Raw genomic sequence first — 17,150 nt, forward strand, 5'->3', positions numbered from 1 at the left:
AAGACTGCTCAATCGATCGCCAGCTCGGCCGGCTGGTCGGCGAACACTGGCATCAATGCCGGCTCGTCTGAGACAAGGCTCTTACCTAAAACGATGTATCGACAGGCTTAGTTGGTCGCGTCCTCGGCAGACTCTTCCATCTCCTCGCCCATCTCTTCCATGGATTCACCGGCATCTTCCACCGCCTGATCCATCTCTTCACCGGCCTGCTCCGCGGGTCCTTCCTCTTCGCAGGCTGCCAGGCCACCGGCCATCATGGCGATCACGAAAGCCATACCAAAACGACGCATCATGCTGTTCTTCATGACATCTCCTTGTACAACATTGGTCGAAGTTCACTATCACCCTAGCGTGCCAATGTGACACTGGCTAGGGGGCGAGCGCCCCACCGACGGAGCAGTTGCTCGGGAACTAAGTAAAATTGACACTGCGTGGCTTCATTTCGTCAGCCACATCAGAACGGATACTGTCGGGGCTCACGCTGAACGCTGACCCATTGCACGGTGGTCATCTCCTCCAGCACCCAGTCACCATTGAAGCGGCCGATGCCCGAGTTCTTCTCGCCACCGAAGGGCATATGAGGCTCGTCATTCACCGGCATGTCGTTGACATGCACCATGCCGGAGTCGATCTGCCGAGCGACGCGTTCGCCGCGCTCCAGGGAGCCGCTGAAGACGGCTGCGGAAAGGCCGTACTCGGTCGCATTGGCGATACGTACGGCGTCGTCTTCACCATGGGCCATGATGATTCCGGCGACCGGCCCGAAGATCTCATTGCAGGCCATATCCATCTGTTCACTGACGTCGCGAAATACCCAAGGCCGTAGACAGGGCCCTTCCAGAGAACCCTCAAGGGCAACCTTGGCCCCCGACTGCCGAGCCTTGTGCACGACCTCTTTCAAGCCCTCGAGCTGTTGCTCATTGATGATCGGACCAATGACCGTGTCGGCCTCGGCAGGGTCACCGACCTTGAGCCCCTTGACCCGCTCGACAAAGCGCTCGACAAACTCATCGTAGATGGTGGCATCGACAATCAGCCGATTGATCGCAATGCAGATCTGCCCCTGGTGCATGAACTTGCCCACCACGGCGGCTCTGACCGCCTGGTCAATATCTGCATCGTCGAGCACAACGAAGGGGCTATTACCGCCCAGCTCCAGCGCCACCGGCTTGATGAAGCGACCGCCCACAGCGCCCTTGGCAATCTGCCGTCCGACTTCCGTTGAACCCGTAAAGGAAATGAGCTTGGCCAACCGATGCTCGACGATGGGCGTCCCCAACTCACTGCCGGAGCCCACCACAACACTGAGCAGCCCGGCCGGCAGGCCTGCCTCTTCATACAGCCGAGCCAATAACAGTCCGCCGGTCAACGGCGTGTCGCTGGCAGGCTTCAGCACCACGGCATTACCCAAGGCCAACGCCGGCCCGATGGTGCGCTGGGTCAAGTGAAAGGGAAAGTTCCAGGGACTGATGACGCCGATGACGCCCAGTGGCTTGCGATAAACGCGATGTTCCTTGCCCGGCACGCTGGACGCGGCCATCGATCCTTGCACGCGGGTCGCCATGGCGGCGGCTTCCAGCGACATTTCCCGGGCATTGTTCCATTCAAGTTCCGCCTTGATGCGGGTACTCCCGGACTCACGAACCAACCATTCGATCAACTCATCCTTACGCGCCTCGAGACGCTCGGCCACCTTTCTCAGTACGGCTGCCCGCTCGATGGCACTGGTGGCAGACCACTGCTGCTGGGCCTGTTGCGCGGTCTCGAACGCCCGATCCACGTCATGACGGTCCGCCTGGACGATCTTGATCAACGACGTCTGATGATAGGGATCGTACACTTCCAGTGTCTTTCCAGATCCCCCGTCTCGCCATTCCCCGGCGATGGGCTGCAACTGCAAATCCTTGAGGCTCCACATACCGACTCCCTCCGTTTTGCACAACGTCCGTTTCGCGCAGCTCTTGGGTCACGCAGCTCATGCGTCGCGCAGCTCTTGCGTCGCACAGCTTTATGTCGCAAAGCTTTCGTTGCGAACAACTTTCGTACAACTATCGTCACAGAATCCTAGACAGCTCGCCGATCCCTCGCAAGGGGGCGAACAGTGACATTTTGTACCGCTCCGCCGTCTCTTCAGTGCCTCAGGTGGGTCATGCCAGCCTCGATGACTACCTCTCGCGGCCACCACTGAATCTCGCCAAACGCACGTCTCATACCCCGGTCCACGGATAGGCCGACCCCATGCTTGCGATCATCATGATGTTCGAAACGGTATATAAGCGGCGAAAAAGCTGACCTCTATCAGCAGCGCTGAATCGTGACAGCCATAGACTGACGGGGACAGGTCAAAGCCGCTTTTCAAGCCTCCTCCGTGGCACGCCTAACCAGGGAGCTGGAGGAGGTTTCGCAGGTTGCTTTTTGTCTTTCTATCTCTTGTCTGGAGGCCTCTGATGGCTGTTACCAATCTTGCTGAACTCGATGCCCTGGTGGAACGGGTCAAGGCCGCGCAGCGCGTCTTTGCCAGCTTCTCCCAAGAGCAGGTCGACACGATCTTTCGAGCGGCGTCGCTTGCTGCCAACCACGCTCGAATTCCGCTGGCCCGCCAGGCGGTGGAAGAAACCGCCATGGGCGTGCTCGAAGACAAGGTGATCAAGAACCACTTTGCCTCGGAGTTCATCTACAACAAGTACAAGGACGACAAGACCTGCGGTGTGATCGCCACCCACGACGAGGCTGGCACCATGACCATCGCCGAGCCGGTGGGGCTGATCTGTGGCATCGTGCCCACCACCAACCCGACCTCTACAGCCATTTTCAAGGCGCTGATTTCGCTGAAGACCCGCAACGGCATTATCTTCTCGCCCCATCCCAGGGCCCGCCACTGCACCAATGCGGCGGCCAGGCTGGTGCTGGAGGCAGCGGTGGCGGCAGGGGCGCCCAAGGACATCATCGGCTGGATCGACCAGCCTTCGGTGGAACTCTCGGAAGCCCTGATGCAGCACGAGGGCATCAACCTGATCCTGGCCACCGGTGGACCCGGCATGGTCAAGGCGGCCTACTCCTCCGGCAAGCCGGCCATTGGCGTGGGTGCCGGCAACGTGCCGGTGATCATCGACGAGACCGCCGACATCAAGCGGGCGGTCGCCTCGGTGCTGATGTCGAAGACCTTCGACAATGGCGTGGTGTGTGCCTCGGAGCAGGCGGTGATCGTGCTGGACGAGGTCTACAGCGAGGTACGTGAGCGCTTTGCTTCCCACAACGCCTATCTGCTGTCGCCCGCCGAAGCCGACCAGGTGCGTCAGATCCTGCTGAAGAATGGCCACCTCAACGCTGCCATCGTCGGCCAGTCGGCGGTCACCATTGCCGGGCTTGCCGGCATCCAGGTGCCCGCCGATACCAAGATCCTGATCGGCGAGGGCCCGCGGGTCGATATCGACGACGCTTTCGCCCACGAGAAGCTGTCGCCGACCCTTGGCATGTACCGCGCCAGCTCCTTCGAGGACGCCGTGGACCAGGCTTGCACCATGGTCGAATTCGGCGGCATCGGCCACACCTCGGGCCTGTACACCGACCAGGACACCCAAAAGGAGCGCATTCGCTACTTTGGCGACCGTCTCAAGACCGCGCGCATCCTGATCAACATCCCCACCTCCCACGGTGGCATCGGTGACATGTACAACTTCGACATGGCACCGTCGCTGACGCTGGGCTGCGGCTCCTGGGGTGGCAACTCCATCTCGGAGAACGTCGGTCCCAAGCACCTGATCAACACCAAGACGGTGGCCAACCGGGCGGAAAACATGCTGTGGCACAAGCTCCCCGAGTCGATCTACTTCCGTCGCGGCAGCCTGTCGGTGGCCCTGACCGACCTCAAGGACAAGCAGCGAGCTTTCATCGTCACCGACCGTTTCCTGTTCAACAACGGCTACGTCGATGAACTGACCGCGCTGCTCAAGGCCCAGGGCATGGAGGTCCACACCTTCTATGACGTCGAGGCCGACCCCACCCTGTCCATCGTCGACAAGGGCGCCGAAGCCATGGCCAGCTTCCAGCCGGACGTGATCCTGGCCCTCGGTGGCGGCTCGCCGATGGACGCCGCCAAGATCATGTGGGTCAAGTACGAGCATCCGGAGGTGCACTTCGAGGAGCTGGCCATGCGCTTCATGGATATCAGAAAGCGCATCTACCAGTTCCCCACCATGGGGGAGAAGGCCAGCCTGGTGTGCATTCCCACCACCTCCGGCACCGGCTCCGAGGTGACGCCTTTCGCCGTGGTCACCGACGACAAGACCGGCATCAAGTACCCGCTGGCGGACTATCAGCTGACCCCGAACATGGCCATCGTCGACGCCAACCTGGTGATGAAGATGCCCAAGTCGTTGACCGCCTTCGGCGGCTACGACGCGGTGACCCACGCGCTGGAAGCCTACGTCTCAGTGCTGGCCAATGAATTCTCCGATGGCCAGGCGCTGCAGGCGCTGAAGCTGCTCAAGCAGTACCTGCCGGTCAGCTACCGTGAAGGCGAGCGCAACGCCGTGGCCCGAGAGAAGGTGCATAGCGCCGCCAGCATCGCCGGCATGGCCTTCGCCAACGCCTTCCTGGGCGTGTGTCACTCCATGGCCCACAAGCTCGGCGCGGTGTTCCACCTGCCCCATGGTCTGGCCAACGCCCTGCTGATCACTAACGTGGTGCGCTTCAACGCCAACGACAACCCGACCAAGCAGACGGCGTTCTCACAGTACGACCGGCCCAAGGCGCGCTGTCGCTATGCCGAGGTCGCCGATCACCTGGGCCTGTCCCAGGCCGGAGACCGCACCGCCCAGAAGGTCGAGCGGCTGATCAACTGGCTCGACGAGCTCAAGCGCGACCTGGATATTCCTGCCTCGATCAAGGACGCAGGGTTTGCCGAGGCGGATTTCCTGGCCAAGCTCGACGAGGTCGCGGAAGAAGCCTTCGATGACCAGTGCACCGGCGCCAACCCGCGCTACCCCTTGATCAGCGAACTCAAGGAAGTGCTGCGGGCCTCCTACTACGGTGAGGTCTACGTGGAGGGTGAGACCTTCGCCGGCACCACCGTGATCAAGAAGCGCGAGGAGCCCAAGGCCGACGCAGAGGTCCCCAGTGCACCTGCATCGAAGGATCAGGGCGCCAAGGATCAGGCAGCCAAGACACCGGCACGCAAGGCGAGAAAGGCCAAGGCCGACGCCTGAGTCCAGGCTGGCGCCTGGCTCCTCGGCAGGGCTTGATCGACGGTGTCCCGCCACAACCACAGCCCCCGCGAGAGTGACTCGCGGGGGCTTTAGCGTCTTGCAGACATTCGCCAGACCACATCCCCTGAGCCAAGCGGCCAACCGACGTGCATGCCGCCAGCCAACCCACCTGCGCGATACCTGCGCTATAGTGTCGGAAAGATGGCGACATCGGTGTCCATTGCGAGACCTTGTGGTCGCCCCGCCCGTAAGGACACCCGCATGACGGCCGCCTTTACCACCCGACAGATCGACTCCCGAGAGCGCTTCGCCTTCTGGCACGACGTCGTCTGCCGTCACTGCATTCCCGCGGACAGTCAATGCCTCGACGAGCGGCCCTTCCATGGCAGTCTCAGCGTCAGGCAATACGGCGACGTCGCCATCAGCACGATGGCCGCCTCTTCCCACCGCTGGCGCCGGCAGTCCCATCACCTGTCCCACGACAGCGACGATGACCTGTGGCTCGGCTTTCTCGAGAGCGCCACGGCAAGGCTCGATCAGGATCAGCGGCGTATCACCATCGGGCCCGGCGACCTGGTGCTATACGATGCCTGCCGCCCGTTCGAATGGTGCCTGAGCGCCAGCGCGCTTCATCTTGTGCGCCTGCCTCGGGCGCCCCTGATGCGTCGCCTGGCCTCCACCGAGTCGCTGACCGCGCGGCCTATCCCGACGACCTTGCCGGGCGCCACCTCATTGAAGGCGTTGATCCACGACGGCGCCCGGCTGGACGCCGGGGCGTCGTCGACTGGGCTCGGCGAGGCGATGGTCGATCTGGCGGCGTTGGTGCTCGAGGGGCTTGGCGGCGCGGGAGACGATCGCAACGACGCTCTCTACCGACGCCTTTGTCACTACCTGCGACAACAGCACCAGGATTGCTCGCTGAGCCTTGAGCGCATCGCACGGGACAACCATGTCTCTCGGCGCACCCTCACCCGCCTGTTCGCTCGGCATGGTCAGACGCCCATGGCAGCACTGTGGGCGATTCGCCTGGAGCAGAGTCGCGCCACCCTGCGAGCAGGTGGTACCCGCAGCATCACCGAGGTCGCTCTGGAGCATGGCTTTACCAGTGTCTCCCATTTCAGCCGTAGCTTCCGTCGGGCCTATGGCCATTCGCCCTCTACCTTGCTGCGCGCAACTCGCCACGCACCCGAGACGATGTGACCCCACAAGCACGTCCTGGCCCTCTCGGGCCAACGCTTGGCCCGCTCAGGCAAACCTGCGTCCTGCCCGCTGCCTACCCTGAAGGTGTGCATTTTTTCTGACCATCAGGATGAGAACAATGACAGACCATCCGCTGCACTTTGACGGCCTTATCGAGATCGGCCGTCGTATCCAGTCCAGGGAGCTGAGCGCCGTCGAGGTCACTCGCACCATGCTCGAGCGCATCGACAGCATCGATATCACCCTGAACAGCTTTGTTACCATCATGGCCGACAGCGCACTTCAGCAGGCGGCCCAGGCAGACCGAGATCTGGCTGCCGGCAACCACAAGGGGCCGCTTCAGGGTGTTCCGCTGGCCGTCAAGGATCTGCTGTGGACCAAGGGGACCCCAACGACCCACGGCATGCCCCTGCACCGTGACCACGTGCCCCGAGAAACGGCCAGCGTGGTTACACGCCTCGACCAGGCCGGGGCCGTGCTGCTGGGCAAGCTGCAGCAGACCGAAGGCGCCTTCGCCGATCATCACCCCGACATCACGCCGCCCACCAACCCCTGGGGTGAGGCTTTGTGGTCAGGCGCCTCGTCCAGCGGTTCCGGCGTGGCCACCGCCGCCGGGCTGTGCTTTGGCTCGCTGGGCACCGACACCGGAGGCTCGATTCGCTTCCCCTCCGCCGCCAACGGCGTCACCGGCCTCAAGCCGAGTTGGGGCCGCGTCAGCCGACACGGCGCCTTCGAACTGGCGGCCTCGATGGACCACATCGGGCCGATCGCCCGCAGCGCCGCCGATGCCGGGGCGCTACTTGGCGCTATTGCCGGTGCCGACGAACGTGACCCCACCGCTGTCCCCCTCGCCGTGCCGGATTACCTGGCCGGCATGACACGCGGCCTGAAGGGTGTGCGTATCGGGCTCGACCCTCGCTGGGCCATCGAAGCGGTGGATGCCGAGACCCGAGGCGTCCTCGAACAGGCACTCTCCAACCTGGAACAGCTCGGTGCCCAGATCGAGGAAATCGACTTCCCCGACACCCAGCAGGCGGTATTCGACTGGGCGCCGTTGTGCGGCGTGGAGACCGCCGTCGCCCACGCCGAGACCTTCCCCAGCCAGCGTGAAGCGTACGGCCCTGGTCTTGCCGGCCTGATCGACCTGGGGCGCGCCCAGAGCGCTGTGGACCACCAGCAACGACTGCTGCGCCGGGCCGAGTTCAAGGGCCGGGTCGACCGCCTCTTGGCCAGCGTCGATCTGCTGATTGCCCCGGTCACCGCCTACGCCGCCCCGTCGATGGCCTTTATGGAGAAGTTCGGCGAGGATGAAGCACTGTTTTCCGGCATGCTGCGCTATACCTGTCCTTTCGACCTGAGCGGGCATCCGACCATTACCTTGCCGGCGGGCTTCAGCCAACAGGGCGGGCCCATCGCCTTCCAGTTCATCGCACCGATGTTCGAGGAAGCGATGCTGGTACGCGCCGGCTGGGCTTTCCAGCAGATCACCGACTGGCATCGTCGACATCCAGACCTGTCGCCCTCGAGCCTTTTCCCCTCGCTGGCTTCTGCTGGCACCCGGTGAAGGCTGATGGAATGACGCCGATGGCCTAAAGTCGGGTCAACAGACCCGATTTACGCCACGAGGTGCCCCATGTCCCTGCTCGATCAACTGGCCGAGACACGCATCCAGAAGGCGCAGCAGGAAGGCGCCTTCGATAATCTGCCGGACCGCGGCAAGCCCATCGAACTCGACGACGACAGCATGATTCCCGAGACGCTGCGGGCGGGTTATCGATTGCTGAAAAATGCGGGCTACCTGCCCCCGGAGCTTCAGCTTCAGCGCGAAATGCGTGAGGTGGAAGACCTGCTGGCACAGACACAGGAAGCCGCCGAGCGAGGCGCCTGCGACAAGCGCCTGCGCCTTCTGCGCGCACGGCTTGCCGAAAGCGGGCGGGGTGCCAGTCGGCTGCTGGAGCTCGGGCACTATCACGACCGACTGGTGGAGAGGTGGGAGGAAGACTGACCCTGCGGTTGGTATCAGCACAGTGCGCTAGCGTGAGTCCGACCGGGCGCTCGACGGGACGTGGTGTCGGCGCCAGCGCCACGACAGCCACAGCCCCACCAGCAGAAGCGCCCCGGCGACCAGCACCGGCAACATCGGCGGCGAAGCGGCGGTCTTCAGAGCCACCCCAAGCTGGGCATACAGCGAAGTGGCGCACAGCAGCAGCCCTGCCATGGGTATCGCCAGGGTTGCCCAGCGTTCTCCCCGGCGGAAGGGCCCCCACAACAGGGTGCCCACCAATACCGCCACGCCAAGGCAAGCACCGCCAAGGGCGCGCATCAACGCCAGCAGCACCTGCTGGGTCCCGCCGTCCACCGACACCCAATCCGACCCCATGGCCGCCGCGTGGTAAGGCATAAATTCACTGCGCGAAAGATAGACGACGCCGAATGCGACAAGGATCAACGCCGCCAGGGAATGGCAGGCAAGGGAACATCGTGAATAGCGCTGCATGACGTCATCCTGGTGCTGCGAACACAAACGCAGCGGGGAATCGTTGCCCGCCACACCGGTGAGAGTCGGCCACTTGGCTGCCCCGTACAACAACCCTAGCTGCATGCGCGGGCCGGCACCCCCGGCCAGAGGTACCAGACATGTGACGCTGATCTTTGCGGGCAGGTCTCAGCTCTTGCTACCTGCGCCATGCAACAGCTTCACCGCAACGCCGCCGATCACCACGCCCCAGAAGGCCGCGCCCAGTCCGAACAGGCTCATGCCTGAGGCGGTGACCATAAAGGCGATCACAGAGGCCTCGCGGTGATCATCGGCGGCGATCATGGCAGCCAGGTTGCTGACGATCGCAGCAATCAGCGCAAGCCCTGCCAGCACCGCCACGAAGGCCCCCGGCAGCGAGCTGAACAGCGCCACGATGGTACCGGCGAACAGCCCGCCGACCAGGTAGAAGACACCATTGGCGACCCCCGCCACATAGCGCCGTCCCGGGTCCTCGTGGGCCTCCTTGCCGGTGCACAGCGCGGCGGTGATGGCGGCGACCACGGTGGAAATACCGCCAAAGCATGCGGTCGCCAGAGACGTCACGCCCGCCACCGTCAGTATTGGTCTGGCCTCGGTGTCATAGCCCGCCCCCTGCAGGATCGCCATGCCTGGCAAAAACTGGCCGGTCAGGCTGACCACCACCAGCGGCAGCGCCAGGCTCAGGGTGCTGGCGAGGCTCCATTCCGGGGTGATCCACACCGGCACCGCCAGGTGCAGGCCGACGCCAGCCAGGCTGGCATCCTCCAGCAACACGGCCAGCACAATACCGGTGACCAGCAGCAGGATCAGGCAGTAGCGCGGCGCCACGCGCTTGAACAGCAGATAGGCCACCAGCATGCCGAGGGCAAGCGACGGCGACGTCTCGATCGCCGCAAAGGCGTCCAGCCCGAACTGGAACAGGATGCCGGCCATCATTCCGGCGGCCACGCCCTTGGGAATCAGCGCCATCAGCCGGTCGAAGCTGCCACTGACGCCGATGACCAGCATCAGTACCGCCGCGCTCAGGTAGGCCCCCACCGCCTCGCCCAGGGACAATTCGGGAAACAGGCTGACCAGCAACGCCGTGCCCGGCGCCGACCAGGCGGTCACCACCGGCACCCTGAGCCACAGGCTCAGTACGATGCCGGAGACCGCCGCCCCCAGCGAGATGGCCCACACCCAGGAGGTCATCATGGCGGGGGAAATGTCCGCCGCTGCCCCGGCCTGAAAGAAGATCGCCAGCGGCCCTGAATAGGAAATCAGTACCGCCACGAAGCCCGCCGTCACCGCCGACAGCGACAGATCCCGGGCCAGGGAACCTAGCCAGGAAGCGCTGGCCCGGTCGTTCCCGGTATCAGCAGAGGGATGGCGCATGGTTGGGCTCCTTGATCAGCCTGGGTCACCGCCAGCCACCGGCAGCACGCTACCGGTAATGTAGCTGGCGTCATCGGATGCCAGAAACAGGATCGGCCCCACCTGTTCATCCAGAGTGCCGTAGCGATGCATCAGGCTGGATGCCTTGGTCTGGTCGATCAGCTGCTGGTACCACCGCGCGTCCTGTTCGCTCTGGGGCTCGGCGTTGCGCGGCGTCAGCCGCGGTGGCGCCTCGGTGCCACCCGGCGCGGTAGCATTGACCCGTACCCCGTGCTCGGCCATATCGATGGCCAGCGCCACGGTCAGGGCGTTCACCCCACCCTTGGCCGAGGCGTAGGGCACTCGGTTGACGCCCCGCGTCGCCACCGACGATACGTTGACGATGTTACCGCCACTCTCGGTCAGATGAGGCAAGGCCGCACGGCAGCACCACAGGGTCGGGAACAGCGAGCGGCGCACCTCGGCCTCGATCTGATCCGGCGCATAGTGGGTGTAGGGCTTGGCCCAGATGGTGCCACCGACGTTGTTGACCAGCACGTCGATGCGCCCAAAGCGCTCGATGGCTCCCCCCATGGCGGCCTCGGCACCGTCCCAGGTTTCCAGATCGGCCGTCAGCGCCAGCGCCTCGGCGCCCTGGTCGGCCAGCGCACCCGCCACGTCATGCACGTGCTCGGCGCGGTCCACCAGCACCAGCCGGGCGCCCTCTTGTGCGGCCCTTTCCGCCAGCCGCCGCCCAATGCCCTGGGCGGCGCCGGTGATCAGCATCACTTTCTGTTCAAATCGTTTCATCTCACGATCCTGTTTTTACGGTCCTGTGCTTACAGTCCTATGCCTATGGTCCAGCGATGGGCACGACTCACCCCACGCCAAGGTGGGTATCAAGAATCGAGGGGTCGTCCCTGAGCGCCTGACTGCTGCCGTCGAACACCACCTTGCCCTTGACGATCAGCAGGTGGCGGTCGCCCACCTCGAGCAGGTTGTCGATGTTCTTGTCGACGATGATGCTGGCGATGCCCGAGGCCTTGATGGTGCGGATGATCGACCAGATCTCGTCACGGATCAGTGGCGCCAGCCCTTCGGTGGCCTCGTCAAGGATCACCAGCCGGGGATTGAGCATCAGCGCCCGACCGATCGACAGCATCTGCTGCTCGCCGCCGGACAGCAGCGAGCCATCGTGGCTGATCCGCTCCTTGAGCCGGGGAAAGGTGTCCAGCACCCGCTCGATGTTCCAGTCGCTGCGGCCATCGACGCCGGTGCGGGCGGCCATCACCAGATGTTCTCGCACACTGAGGCCAGGGAAGATGCCCCGTCCCTCCGGCACATAGCCGATCCCCTGGCGAATCACCTGCCAAGGCCGCCGCTTGCGGGTATCCACACCCATGATCCTGACCTCGCCATGGCGCGGTGGCACAAAGCCGAGGATCGACTTCAGGGTGGTGGTCTTGCCCATGCCGTTGCGGCCGAGCAGGCTCAACGTCTCACCGGCCTTCAGGCTGAGGTCCACGCCGTGCAGCACGTGACTCTCGCCATAGAAGGTGTGCAGGCCACGGGCGTCAATCAACGGCGCGCTGGTGTCGATCGTGTCTGCGCCACTTCCGCTGCCAGCGCCATTCATGGTGCGATCAAGACGGGCGTTCATGGCGCTACCTCGCGGCGCTGGGGGCGGTCATCGATATCGTCAGAGGCGTCGTCCTGGCCCGAGTCATGGCGACCCAGGTAGACGTCGCGCACGCTGTCGCTTGCACGAATGCTGTCGGTGCTGCCGCTTTCCAGCACGCAGCCGTCGACCATCACGGTAATGCGATCGGCCAGGCGGAACACCGAGTCCATGTCGTGCTCGATCAGCACGATGGTGTAGTCGCTGGACAACCGCTTGAGCAGATCGGCGACCTGGTCGGTTTCCTCGCGGCCCATGCCGGCCATGGGTTCATCCAGCAGCATCAGCTGCGGCTGGGTGGCCAACACCATGGCGATCTGCAGCTGACGCTGCTCGCCGTAGCTCATGCCGGAGGACAGCGTGTGGGCGCGGGGCACCAAGCCACAGGTGTCCAGCGCTGCCAGCGCCCGCTCGTCCACTTCCTTGGCGCGCTTGCGCGAGCGCCAGCTGCCGATGACCCCACCATGGTGAATGCGCGCCGCCAGCTGGCAGTTCTGCAGGCAGGTCAGGCGCGGAAAGATATTGGTCTTCTGGTGACTGCGCCCGATTCCCAGTCGCGCGACCTGGTGGGCTTTCTTGCCCTGGATGGCGCTGCCGCGATAGACGATCTCGCCCCGGGTGGGGGGAATCTCCCCGGACAGCAGGTTGATCAGGGTGCTCTTGCCGGCTCCATTGGGTCCCAGGATGGCGTGAATCTCGCCACGCTCGACCTGAAAGTCCACATCATTGACCGCCAGCAGGCCTCCGAAGCTGCGGGTCAGGCCGCGGGTCGACAGCATGCTGCTCATGACGACACCTCCCCGGCGGACTTGCCCGCCGACGCCTGCGACGCCGAGGCGACACGCTCTGCCTGCTGGGCATCTCTGGCCGCGCTCCAGGGCCCGAACAGCGACGTCTTGCGTCCTGGCGGATCGAGCAGCAGCCCGGCGATGCCCCGGGGCAGTACCAGCACCGCGACGATGATGGTCATCCCCATCAGGATCGGCCAGTGGTTGGTCAGGTGCTCATAGAAGTACAGCAGCAGTTCATAGGCAAAGGCGCCGAGGATCGGCCCAAAGATGGTGCCCATACCGCCAAGGATCACCATCATCAGCACCTCGCCGGAGTGGTGCCAGCCAAGTTGCGCGGGATTGGCGAAGCCGTACTGCATCGCCGCCAGCATGCCGGCGACACCGGCGATCATCGCCGACACCACGAAGGCAATCAGCTTGTAGCCGGTGGTGGCGTAGCCCAGCGCCTGCATGCGGTGCTCGTTGTCGTGGATGCCATCGAGCACCTGGCCGAAGTGGGAACGGGTCAGGGCGCGCAGGATAAGATAGACCGCCACCAATAGCGCCAGGCAGAAGTAGAAGAAGGTCAGCGGATTGTCGAGATCGACAAGGGGCGTCTCACCCATGGCGAGGCTCGGGCGGAACATGATGAAGACCCCATCGGTACCGCCGGTCATGCTGGATGTGCTGACGGTGTAGAAGAGCATCTGGCCAAAGGCCAGGGTGGTCATGATGAAGAAGATGCCCTTGGTGCGCAGCACCAGCACGCCGACGATGGCCGCCACCGCTCCGGTGACCAGCATCACCAGCGGCAGCATCCACCACAGCGAGGCCGGGCTGAAGTCAGGGCTGGCCATGGCCAGGGTATAGGCGCCAAGGCCGAAGAACAGCGCATGGCCCAGGCTCACCAGGCCAAGAATACCCACCAGCAGATCGAGGCTGACGGCGAACAGGGCAAAGATCAGCATCAGAGTCAGCTTCTCCATGAAGAAGGCGCTGGACTCCCCGAACAGGGCCGGCCCCCAGGCCGGATAGGCGATCAACAGCGCAAGACCTGCCAGCAGCAGAAACGTCACGCGCTTGGGATAACGGTGCAACATGGTCCCTCTCCTCCGGGCGGATACTCGCCCGTCAAGGTCGTGTCAGGGTGAGGCCTGCATCAGGCGAACAGCCCGCGCGGCTTAATCAACAGCACCAGCGCCATGATCAGGTAGATCAGCATGCTGGCGAGGCTCGGAATCAGCACCGGGCCGAAGGTCTCGGCCATGCCGATCAACAGGGCACCGAAGAAGGCCCCCTTGATCGAACCAATGCCGCCGATGACCACCACCACAAAACAGGTGATCAGGATGGAATCCCCCATCCCGGGGGTAATCGACGACAGCGGCGCCGCCATCATCCCGGCGAAGGCCGACAGCGCCACGCCGACGCTGAAGATCAGGGTGAACAGGGTGCGGATATTGATGCCAAGGCCCTCGACCATCTCGCGGTTGACGGCACCGGCGCGGATGACAATGCCCAGCCGGGTATGGCGAATGACCCAGTAGATGGCACCGGCCAGCGCCAGGCATACCGCCGCGACGAACAGCCGATAGACCGGGTACTGCAGGTTGTCGGTCAGCGCGATGGAGCCGTCGAAGGGCGCCGGCAACGCCACCGAGTGCACGTCGCCGCCCCAGATGATGCGCTGGGCCTCGTTGAGCACCAGGATCAGGCCGAAGGTCAGCAGGACCTGGTAGAGGTGGTCACGCTTGTACAGGGTGTCCAGAAACAGTCGCTCGATGACCAGGCCGAGAATCACCGCGATGGGGACCGCGATCAGGATGGCCAGCCAGAAGTTGCCGAGCCGCTGGGTCAGGTCGAAGGCCAGGTAGGCGCCGATCATGTACATGGCGCCATGGGCCAGGTTGATGATGCCCATGATGCCGAAGATCAGCGTCAGGCCACTGGCGATAAGGAACAGCAGCAGGCCGTATTGCAGGCCGTTGAGCAGCTGTACCCCGAAGAAGGCAAGATCCATCGTCGTTCTCCTCGTCTGGATGAGGGCAAGCAGGCGGCAGTACGCAAGCTCGCGCGGCCGCCTGCTGGGCTCAGCTCTTCATCGGGCAGGCGCTGTCGGGAACTTCCAGCTGCGGGCTTGCGATGGCGGTGACGTGGTGCTCACCGTCCTTGACCTCGCGCAGGTAGACGTTCTGGATCGGGTGATGGGACTCGGAGAAGCTGACCGGTCCGCGCGGGCTGTCGAGCTGCACCGAGCCGAGCGCGGCGATCAGCGCCTCCCGGGTCGGCTCGCCGTCGATCGCGCCATAGGCCTGGGCCAGCATCTTGCCAGCGTCATAGCCCTGCACCGCGTAGGTGTCGGGGACCTCGCCGTAGGCCTCCTGATAGGCGGCGACAAAGGCCTGGTTCTGCGGAGTGTCGAGGGTCTCGGCGTAGTGCATGGTGGTCTGCACGCCGTCGGCGGCGTCGCCCAGGGCCACCAGGTTGCCGTCGGTCAAAAAGCCCGAACCGTACAGCGGAATGCTGTCGTTGAGCCCGGCCGCGGCGTAGTCGCGCACAAAGCCGACTCCACCGCCACCGGCGAAGAAGGTGTAGACCGCATCCGGGGCGATGCTGGCGATCTGGGCCAGGTAGGTCTGGAACTCGGTGCTCGGGAAGGGCACCAGAATCTGCTCGACGATCTCGCCGCCGGCCTCGGTGAAGGCCTGCTCGAAACCGGCCAGGTCCTCCTTGCCACCGGCATAGTCCCAGGTGATGGTGACGATCCGGCGATGGCCCTGGTCATAGGCCACCTGACCCATGGGGTAGCTGTTCTGCCACATGCTGAACGAGGTACGAAAGACGTTGGGCATGCACAGCTGGTTGGTGGCGGCCTCGAGCCCGGCGTTGGGAATGATGGTGATCGCGCCGGTCTGCTTGGCCACCCGCAGCATGCCCATGGCAACGCCTGAGTGGACCGGACCGATGACCACGTCGACACCGTCGCCCTTGACCAGGCGACTCATGTTCTGGGGCGCCTTGGAGGGGTTGGCTTCGGAATCCAGGGCCACGTATTCGACGCCGTGGCCACCGAGGCTTCCGCCCTCCTGCTCAATGGCAAGCTTGAGCCCATTGGTGATGGATTCACCAAGGGCCGCGTAGGTACCGGAATAGGGCAGCATCAGGCCCAGCTTGACGTCATGGTCGGCCTGGGCCGGGCTGGCGGCCCCCAGGGTGAGGCCCAGGGCCGGCGTCAGGATCAGAGCGCCGAGCGCGGCTCGACGAGCGAAGAGAGAACGTGCGCCGGAGCGCTTCTTCATGGTTGTCATGGTCGATTCTCGTCAGGTTGTGATTGTCGTTATGTCTCCAGGGACACCGTCGGCGTGGGTCCCTGGCCTGGCTGGCGATTCACTCAGTTGGGGGTGAACTTCTCGTAGTGGAAGCTGGCGGGCTTGATGCCCTGCTGGTCGAAGTGCTTGAGCACCGCGTCCACCATCGGCGGCGGGCCGCACAGGTAGACATCGACATCACCGCCATGCAGCTTGCTCTCGTCCATGTGATGGGTGACGTAGCCCTTGCGCTCGTGGCTGCTGCCCTCGTCGGCGACCACCGTCAGATAGTCAAAGTCGGGCAGCGCCTCGACGGCGGCGTCCAGCTCCTCGCACTTGACCAGGTGATCGTCCTTGGTCACCCCGTAGATCATGTGGATCGGCTGGCCTGCGCCCTCGCCCCGCGCTTCCAGCAACGCCAGTTGCTTGAGCATCGACAGGAAGGGCGCGAGGCCGGTACCGCCCGCCAGCATCAGGATCGGGCGCTGGATGGCGCGCAGATAGAAGCTGCCCATGGGGCCGGTCACCGCCATGGCGTCACCGCCCTTGGCGCGCTCGCTGAGATAGCCGCTCATCAGGCCGTCAGGCACATTGCGAATCAGAAAGCTGGCACGGCTCTCCCCTGGCAGTGAGCTGAACGAGTAGCTGCGATGCTGCTCGGCTCCCGGCACCTCCAGGTGCACGTACTGACCGGGCAGGAACTGCAGCGGTTCGCCCTCGATGTCGATGGCAAGCTCAATGGAGTCCTCGGACAGCGACTCGACGTGCACCACCGAGGCGCTGCGGGTGTCCACCGCGGTCTTGCATACGGTCGAGGCCACCGGCACCGACAGCACGCAGTCCGATGACGGCACCATCTGGCAGGTCAGCACCTGGCCTTCGTGCAGCTCCTCGTCGGACAATGCCTCGTCGATGTACTCGTCACCCAGCTCGAACTCGCCCTGGTCGCAGTGGCACTTGCAGGTGCCGCAGACGCCATCGGAGCAGTCCATCGGCAGGTTGACCTTGTTGCGGTAGGCGGCATCGAGGACGGTCTCGCCCTCGTTGCAGTCAATGAAGCGCGACACTCCATCTTCGAAGTTGAGCGCAATGGTGTAGCTCATGGCCGTTCTCCTG

The 17,150-nt window shown here is 64.2% G+C and carries 15 protein-coding genes; 4 read left to right on the plus strand and 11 right to left on the minus strand.

All coding sequences use genetic code 11. The features are described from left to right. Nucleotides 1–107: 107 nt before the first annotated feature. Nucleotides 108–305: a hypothetical protein gene (locus JF545_RS06740; protein WP_206940522.1), complete on the minus strand. Its 198-nt coding sequence runs from the start codon at nucleotides 303–305 to the stop codon at nucleotides 108–110. Between the two features lie 149 nt (nucleotides 306–454). Then, on the minus strand, nucleotides 455–1,918 hold the full coding sequence (locus JF545_RS06745; protein ID WP_206940524.1) for an aldehyde dehydrogenase family protein: 1,464 nt from the start codon (nucleotides 1,916–1,918) through the stop codon (nucleotides 455–457). 529 nt (nucleotides 1,919–2,447) lie between these two features. Here JF545_RS06745 and adhE point away from each other — a divergent pair. The 4 genes from adhE (at nucleotide 2,448) to JF545_RS06765 (ending at nucleotide 8,412) form a co-directional block, all read left to right on the plus strand. Then, nucleotides 2,448–5,207 carry a bifunctional acetaldehyde-CoA/alcohol dehydrogenase gene (gene adhE / locus JF545_RS06750; RefSeq protein WP_206940526.1) on the plus strand — a complete coding sequence of 920 codons (2,760 nt, stop codon included), beginning with the start codon at nucleotides 2,448–2,450 and terminating at the stop codon, nucleotides 5,205–5,207. Nucleotides 5,208–5,468: 261 nt separating this feature from the next. Then, nucleotides 5,469–6,407, plus strand: coding sequence for a helix-turn-helix domain-containing protein (locus JF545_RS06755; protein ID WP_206940528.1), 939 nt, complete (start codon nucleotides 5,469–5,471; stop codon nucleotides 6,405–6,407). Nucleotides 6,408–6,525: 118 nt separating this feature from the next. Continuing rightward, nucleotides 6,526–7,971, plus strand: coding sequence for an amidase (locus tag JF545_RS06760; RefSeq protein ID WP_206940530.1), 1,446 nt, complete (start codon nucleotides 6,526–6,528; stop codon nucleotides 7,969–7,971). A gap of 69 nt (nucleotides 7,972–8,040) precedes the next feature. Continuing rightward, a complete protein-coding gene (locus tag JF545_RS06765) occupies nucleotides 8,041–8,412 on the plus strand; it encodes a DnaJ family domain-containing protein (RefSeq protein ID WP_206940532.1) in 372 nt (123 codons plus the stop codon). Between the two features lie 27 nt (nucleotides 8,413–8,439). On the opposite strand, the gene JF545_RS06770 is transcribed toward JF545_RS06765, so the two are convergent. From JF545_RS06770 to benC, 9 genes are all read right to left on the minus strand, one after another. Further along, a complete protein-coding gene (locus JF545_RS06770) occupies nucleotides 8,440–8,904 on the minus strand; it encodes a hypothetical protein (protein ID WP_206940534.1) in 465 nt (154 codons plus the stop codon). A gap of 168 nt (nucleotides 8,905–9,072) precedes the next feature. Next, nucleotides 9,073–10,299 (minus strand): benzoate/H(+) symporter BenE family transporter, encoded by a 1,227-nt coding sequence (locus JF545_RS06775; RefSeq protein ID WP_206940536.1) that lies wholly within the window; start codon nucleotides 10,297–10,299, stop codon nucleotides 9,073–9,075. A gap of 15 nt (nucleotides 10,300–10,314) precedes the next feature. After that, nucleotides 10,315–11,088: a benzoate diol dehydrogenase BenD gene (gene benD / locus JF545_RS06780; protein ID WP_206940538.1), complete on the minus strand. Its 774-nt coding sequence runs from the start codon at nucleotides 11,086–11,088 to the stop codon at nucleotides 10,315–10,317. A gap of 67 nt (nucleotides 11,089–11,155) precedes the next feature. Beyond that, nucleotides 11,156–11,938 carry an ABC transporter ATP-binding protein gene (locus JF545_RS06785; protein ID WP_242520706.1) on the minus strand — a complete coding sequence of 261 codons (783 nt, stop codon included), beginning with the start codon at nucleotides 11,936–11,938 and terminating at the stop codon, nucleotides 11,156–11,158. After that, nucleotides 11,935–12,744 (minus strand): ABC transporter ATP-binding protein, encoded by an 810-nt coding sequence (locus tag JF545_RS06790; RefSeq protein ID WP_206940540.1) that lies wholly within the window; start codon nucleotides 12,742–12,744, stop codon nucleotides 11,935–11,937. The genes JF545_RS06785 and JF545_RS06790 overlap by 4 nt, the downstream gene beginning before the upstream one ends. Further along, on the minus strand, nucleotides 12,741–13,826 hold the full coding sequence (locus JF545_RS06795) for a branched-chain amino acid ABC transporter permease (protein WP_206940542.1): 1,086 nt from the start codon (nucleotides 13,824–13,826) through the stop codon (nucleotides 12,741–12,743). Before JF545_RS06795 ends, JF545_RS06790 begins: the two co-directional genes overlap by 4 nt. Nucleotides 13,827–13,885: 59 nt before the next feature. Beyond that, nucleotides 13,886–14,746 (minus strand): branched-chain amino acid ABC transporter permease, encoded by an 861-nt coding sequence (locus JF545_RS06800; protein WP_206940544.1) that lies wholly within the window; start codon nucleotides 14,744–14,746, stop codon nucleotides 13,886–13,888. Between the two features lie 70 nt (nucleotides 14,747–14,816). Further along, complete coding sequence (locus JF545_RS06805; protein WP_242520707.1) at nucleotides 14,817–16,034, minus strand: ABC transporter substrate-binding protein; 1,218 nt, start codon at nucleotides 16,032–16,034, stop codon at nucleotides 14,817–14,819. 83 nt (nucleotides 16,035–16,117) lie between these two features. Continuing rightward, nucleotides 16,118–17,137, minus strand: coding sequence for a benzoate 1,2-dioxygenase electron transfer component BenC (gene benC, locus JF545_RS06810; protein ID WP_206940546.1), 1,020 nt, complete (start codon nucleotides 17,135–17,137; stop codon nucleotides 16,118–16,120). Nucleotides 17,138–17,150 lie beyond the last annotated feature (13 nt).

The sequence above is a fragment of the Halomonas litopenaei genome, assembly GCF_017303055.1.
Taxonomy (GTDB): Bacteria; Pseudomonadota; Gammaproteobacteria; order Pseudomonadales; family Halomonadaceae; genus Halomonas; species Halomonas litopenaei_A.

Bases quoted from the DNA above. Each gene is read 5' to 3' on its own strand.
- JF545_RS06740 (WP_206940522.1), bottom strand. From the start codon at position 305: ATGAAGAACAGCATGATGCGTCGTTTTGGTATGGCTTTCGTGATCGCC.
- JF545_RS06745 (WP_206940524.1), bottom strand. From the start codon at position 1,918: ATGTGGAGCCTCAAGGATTTGCAGTTGCAGCCCATCGCCGGGGAATGG.
- adhE (WP_206940526.1), top strand. From the start codon at position 2,448: ATGGCTGTTACCAATCTTGCTGAACTCGATGCCCTGGTGGAACGGGTC.
- JF545_RS06755 (WP_206940528.1), top strand. From the start codon at position 5,469: ATGACGGCCGCCTTTACCACCCGACAGATCGACTCCCGAGAGCGCTTC.
- JF545_RS06760 (WP_206940530.1), top strand. From the start codon at position 6,526: ATGACAGACCATCCGCTGCACTTTGACGGCCTTATCGAGATCGGCCGT.
- JF545_RS06765 (WP_206940532.1), top strand. From the start codon at position 8,041: ATGTCCCTGCTCGATCAACTGGCCGAGACACGCATCCAGAAGGCGCAG.
- JF545_RS06770 (WP_206940534.1), bottom strand. From the start codon at position 8,904: ATGCAGCGCTATTCACGATGTTCCCTTGCCTGCCATTCCCTGGCGGCG.
- JF545_RS06775 (WP_206940536.1), bottom strand. From the start codon at position 10,299: ATGCGCCATCCCTCTGCTGATACCGGGAACGACCGGGCCAGCGCTTCC.
- benD (WP_206940538.1), bottom strand. From the start codon at position 11,088: ATGAAACGATTTGAACAGAAAGTGATGCTGATCACCGGCGCCGCCCAG.
- JF545_RS06785 (WP_242520706.1), bottom strand. From the start codon at position 11,938: ATGAACGCCCGTCTTGATCGCACCATGAATGGCGCTGGCAGCGGAAGT.
- JF545_RS06790 (WP_206940540.1), bottom strand. From the start codon at position 12,744: ATGAGCAGCATGCTGTCGACCCGCGGCCTGACCCGCAGCTTCGGAGGC.
- JF545_RS06795 (WP_206940542.1), bottom strand. From the start codon at position 13,826: ATGTTGCACCGTTATCCCAAGCGCGTGACGTTTCTGCTGCTGGCAGGT.
- JF545_RS06800 (WP_206940544.1), bottom strand. From the start codon at position 14,746: ATGGATCTTGCCTTCTTCGGGGTACAGCTGCTCAACGGCCTGCAATAC.
- JF545_RS06805 (WP_242520707.1), bottom strand. From the start codon at position 16,034: ATGACAACCATGAAGAAGCGCTCCGGCGCACGTTCTCTCTTCGCTCGT.
- benC (WP_206940546.1), bottom strand. From the start codon at position 17,137: ATGAGCTACACCATTGCGCTCAACTTCGAAGATGGAGTGTCGCGCTTC.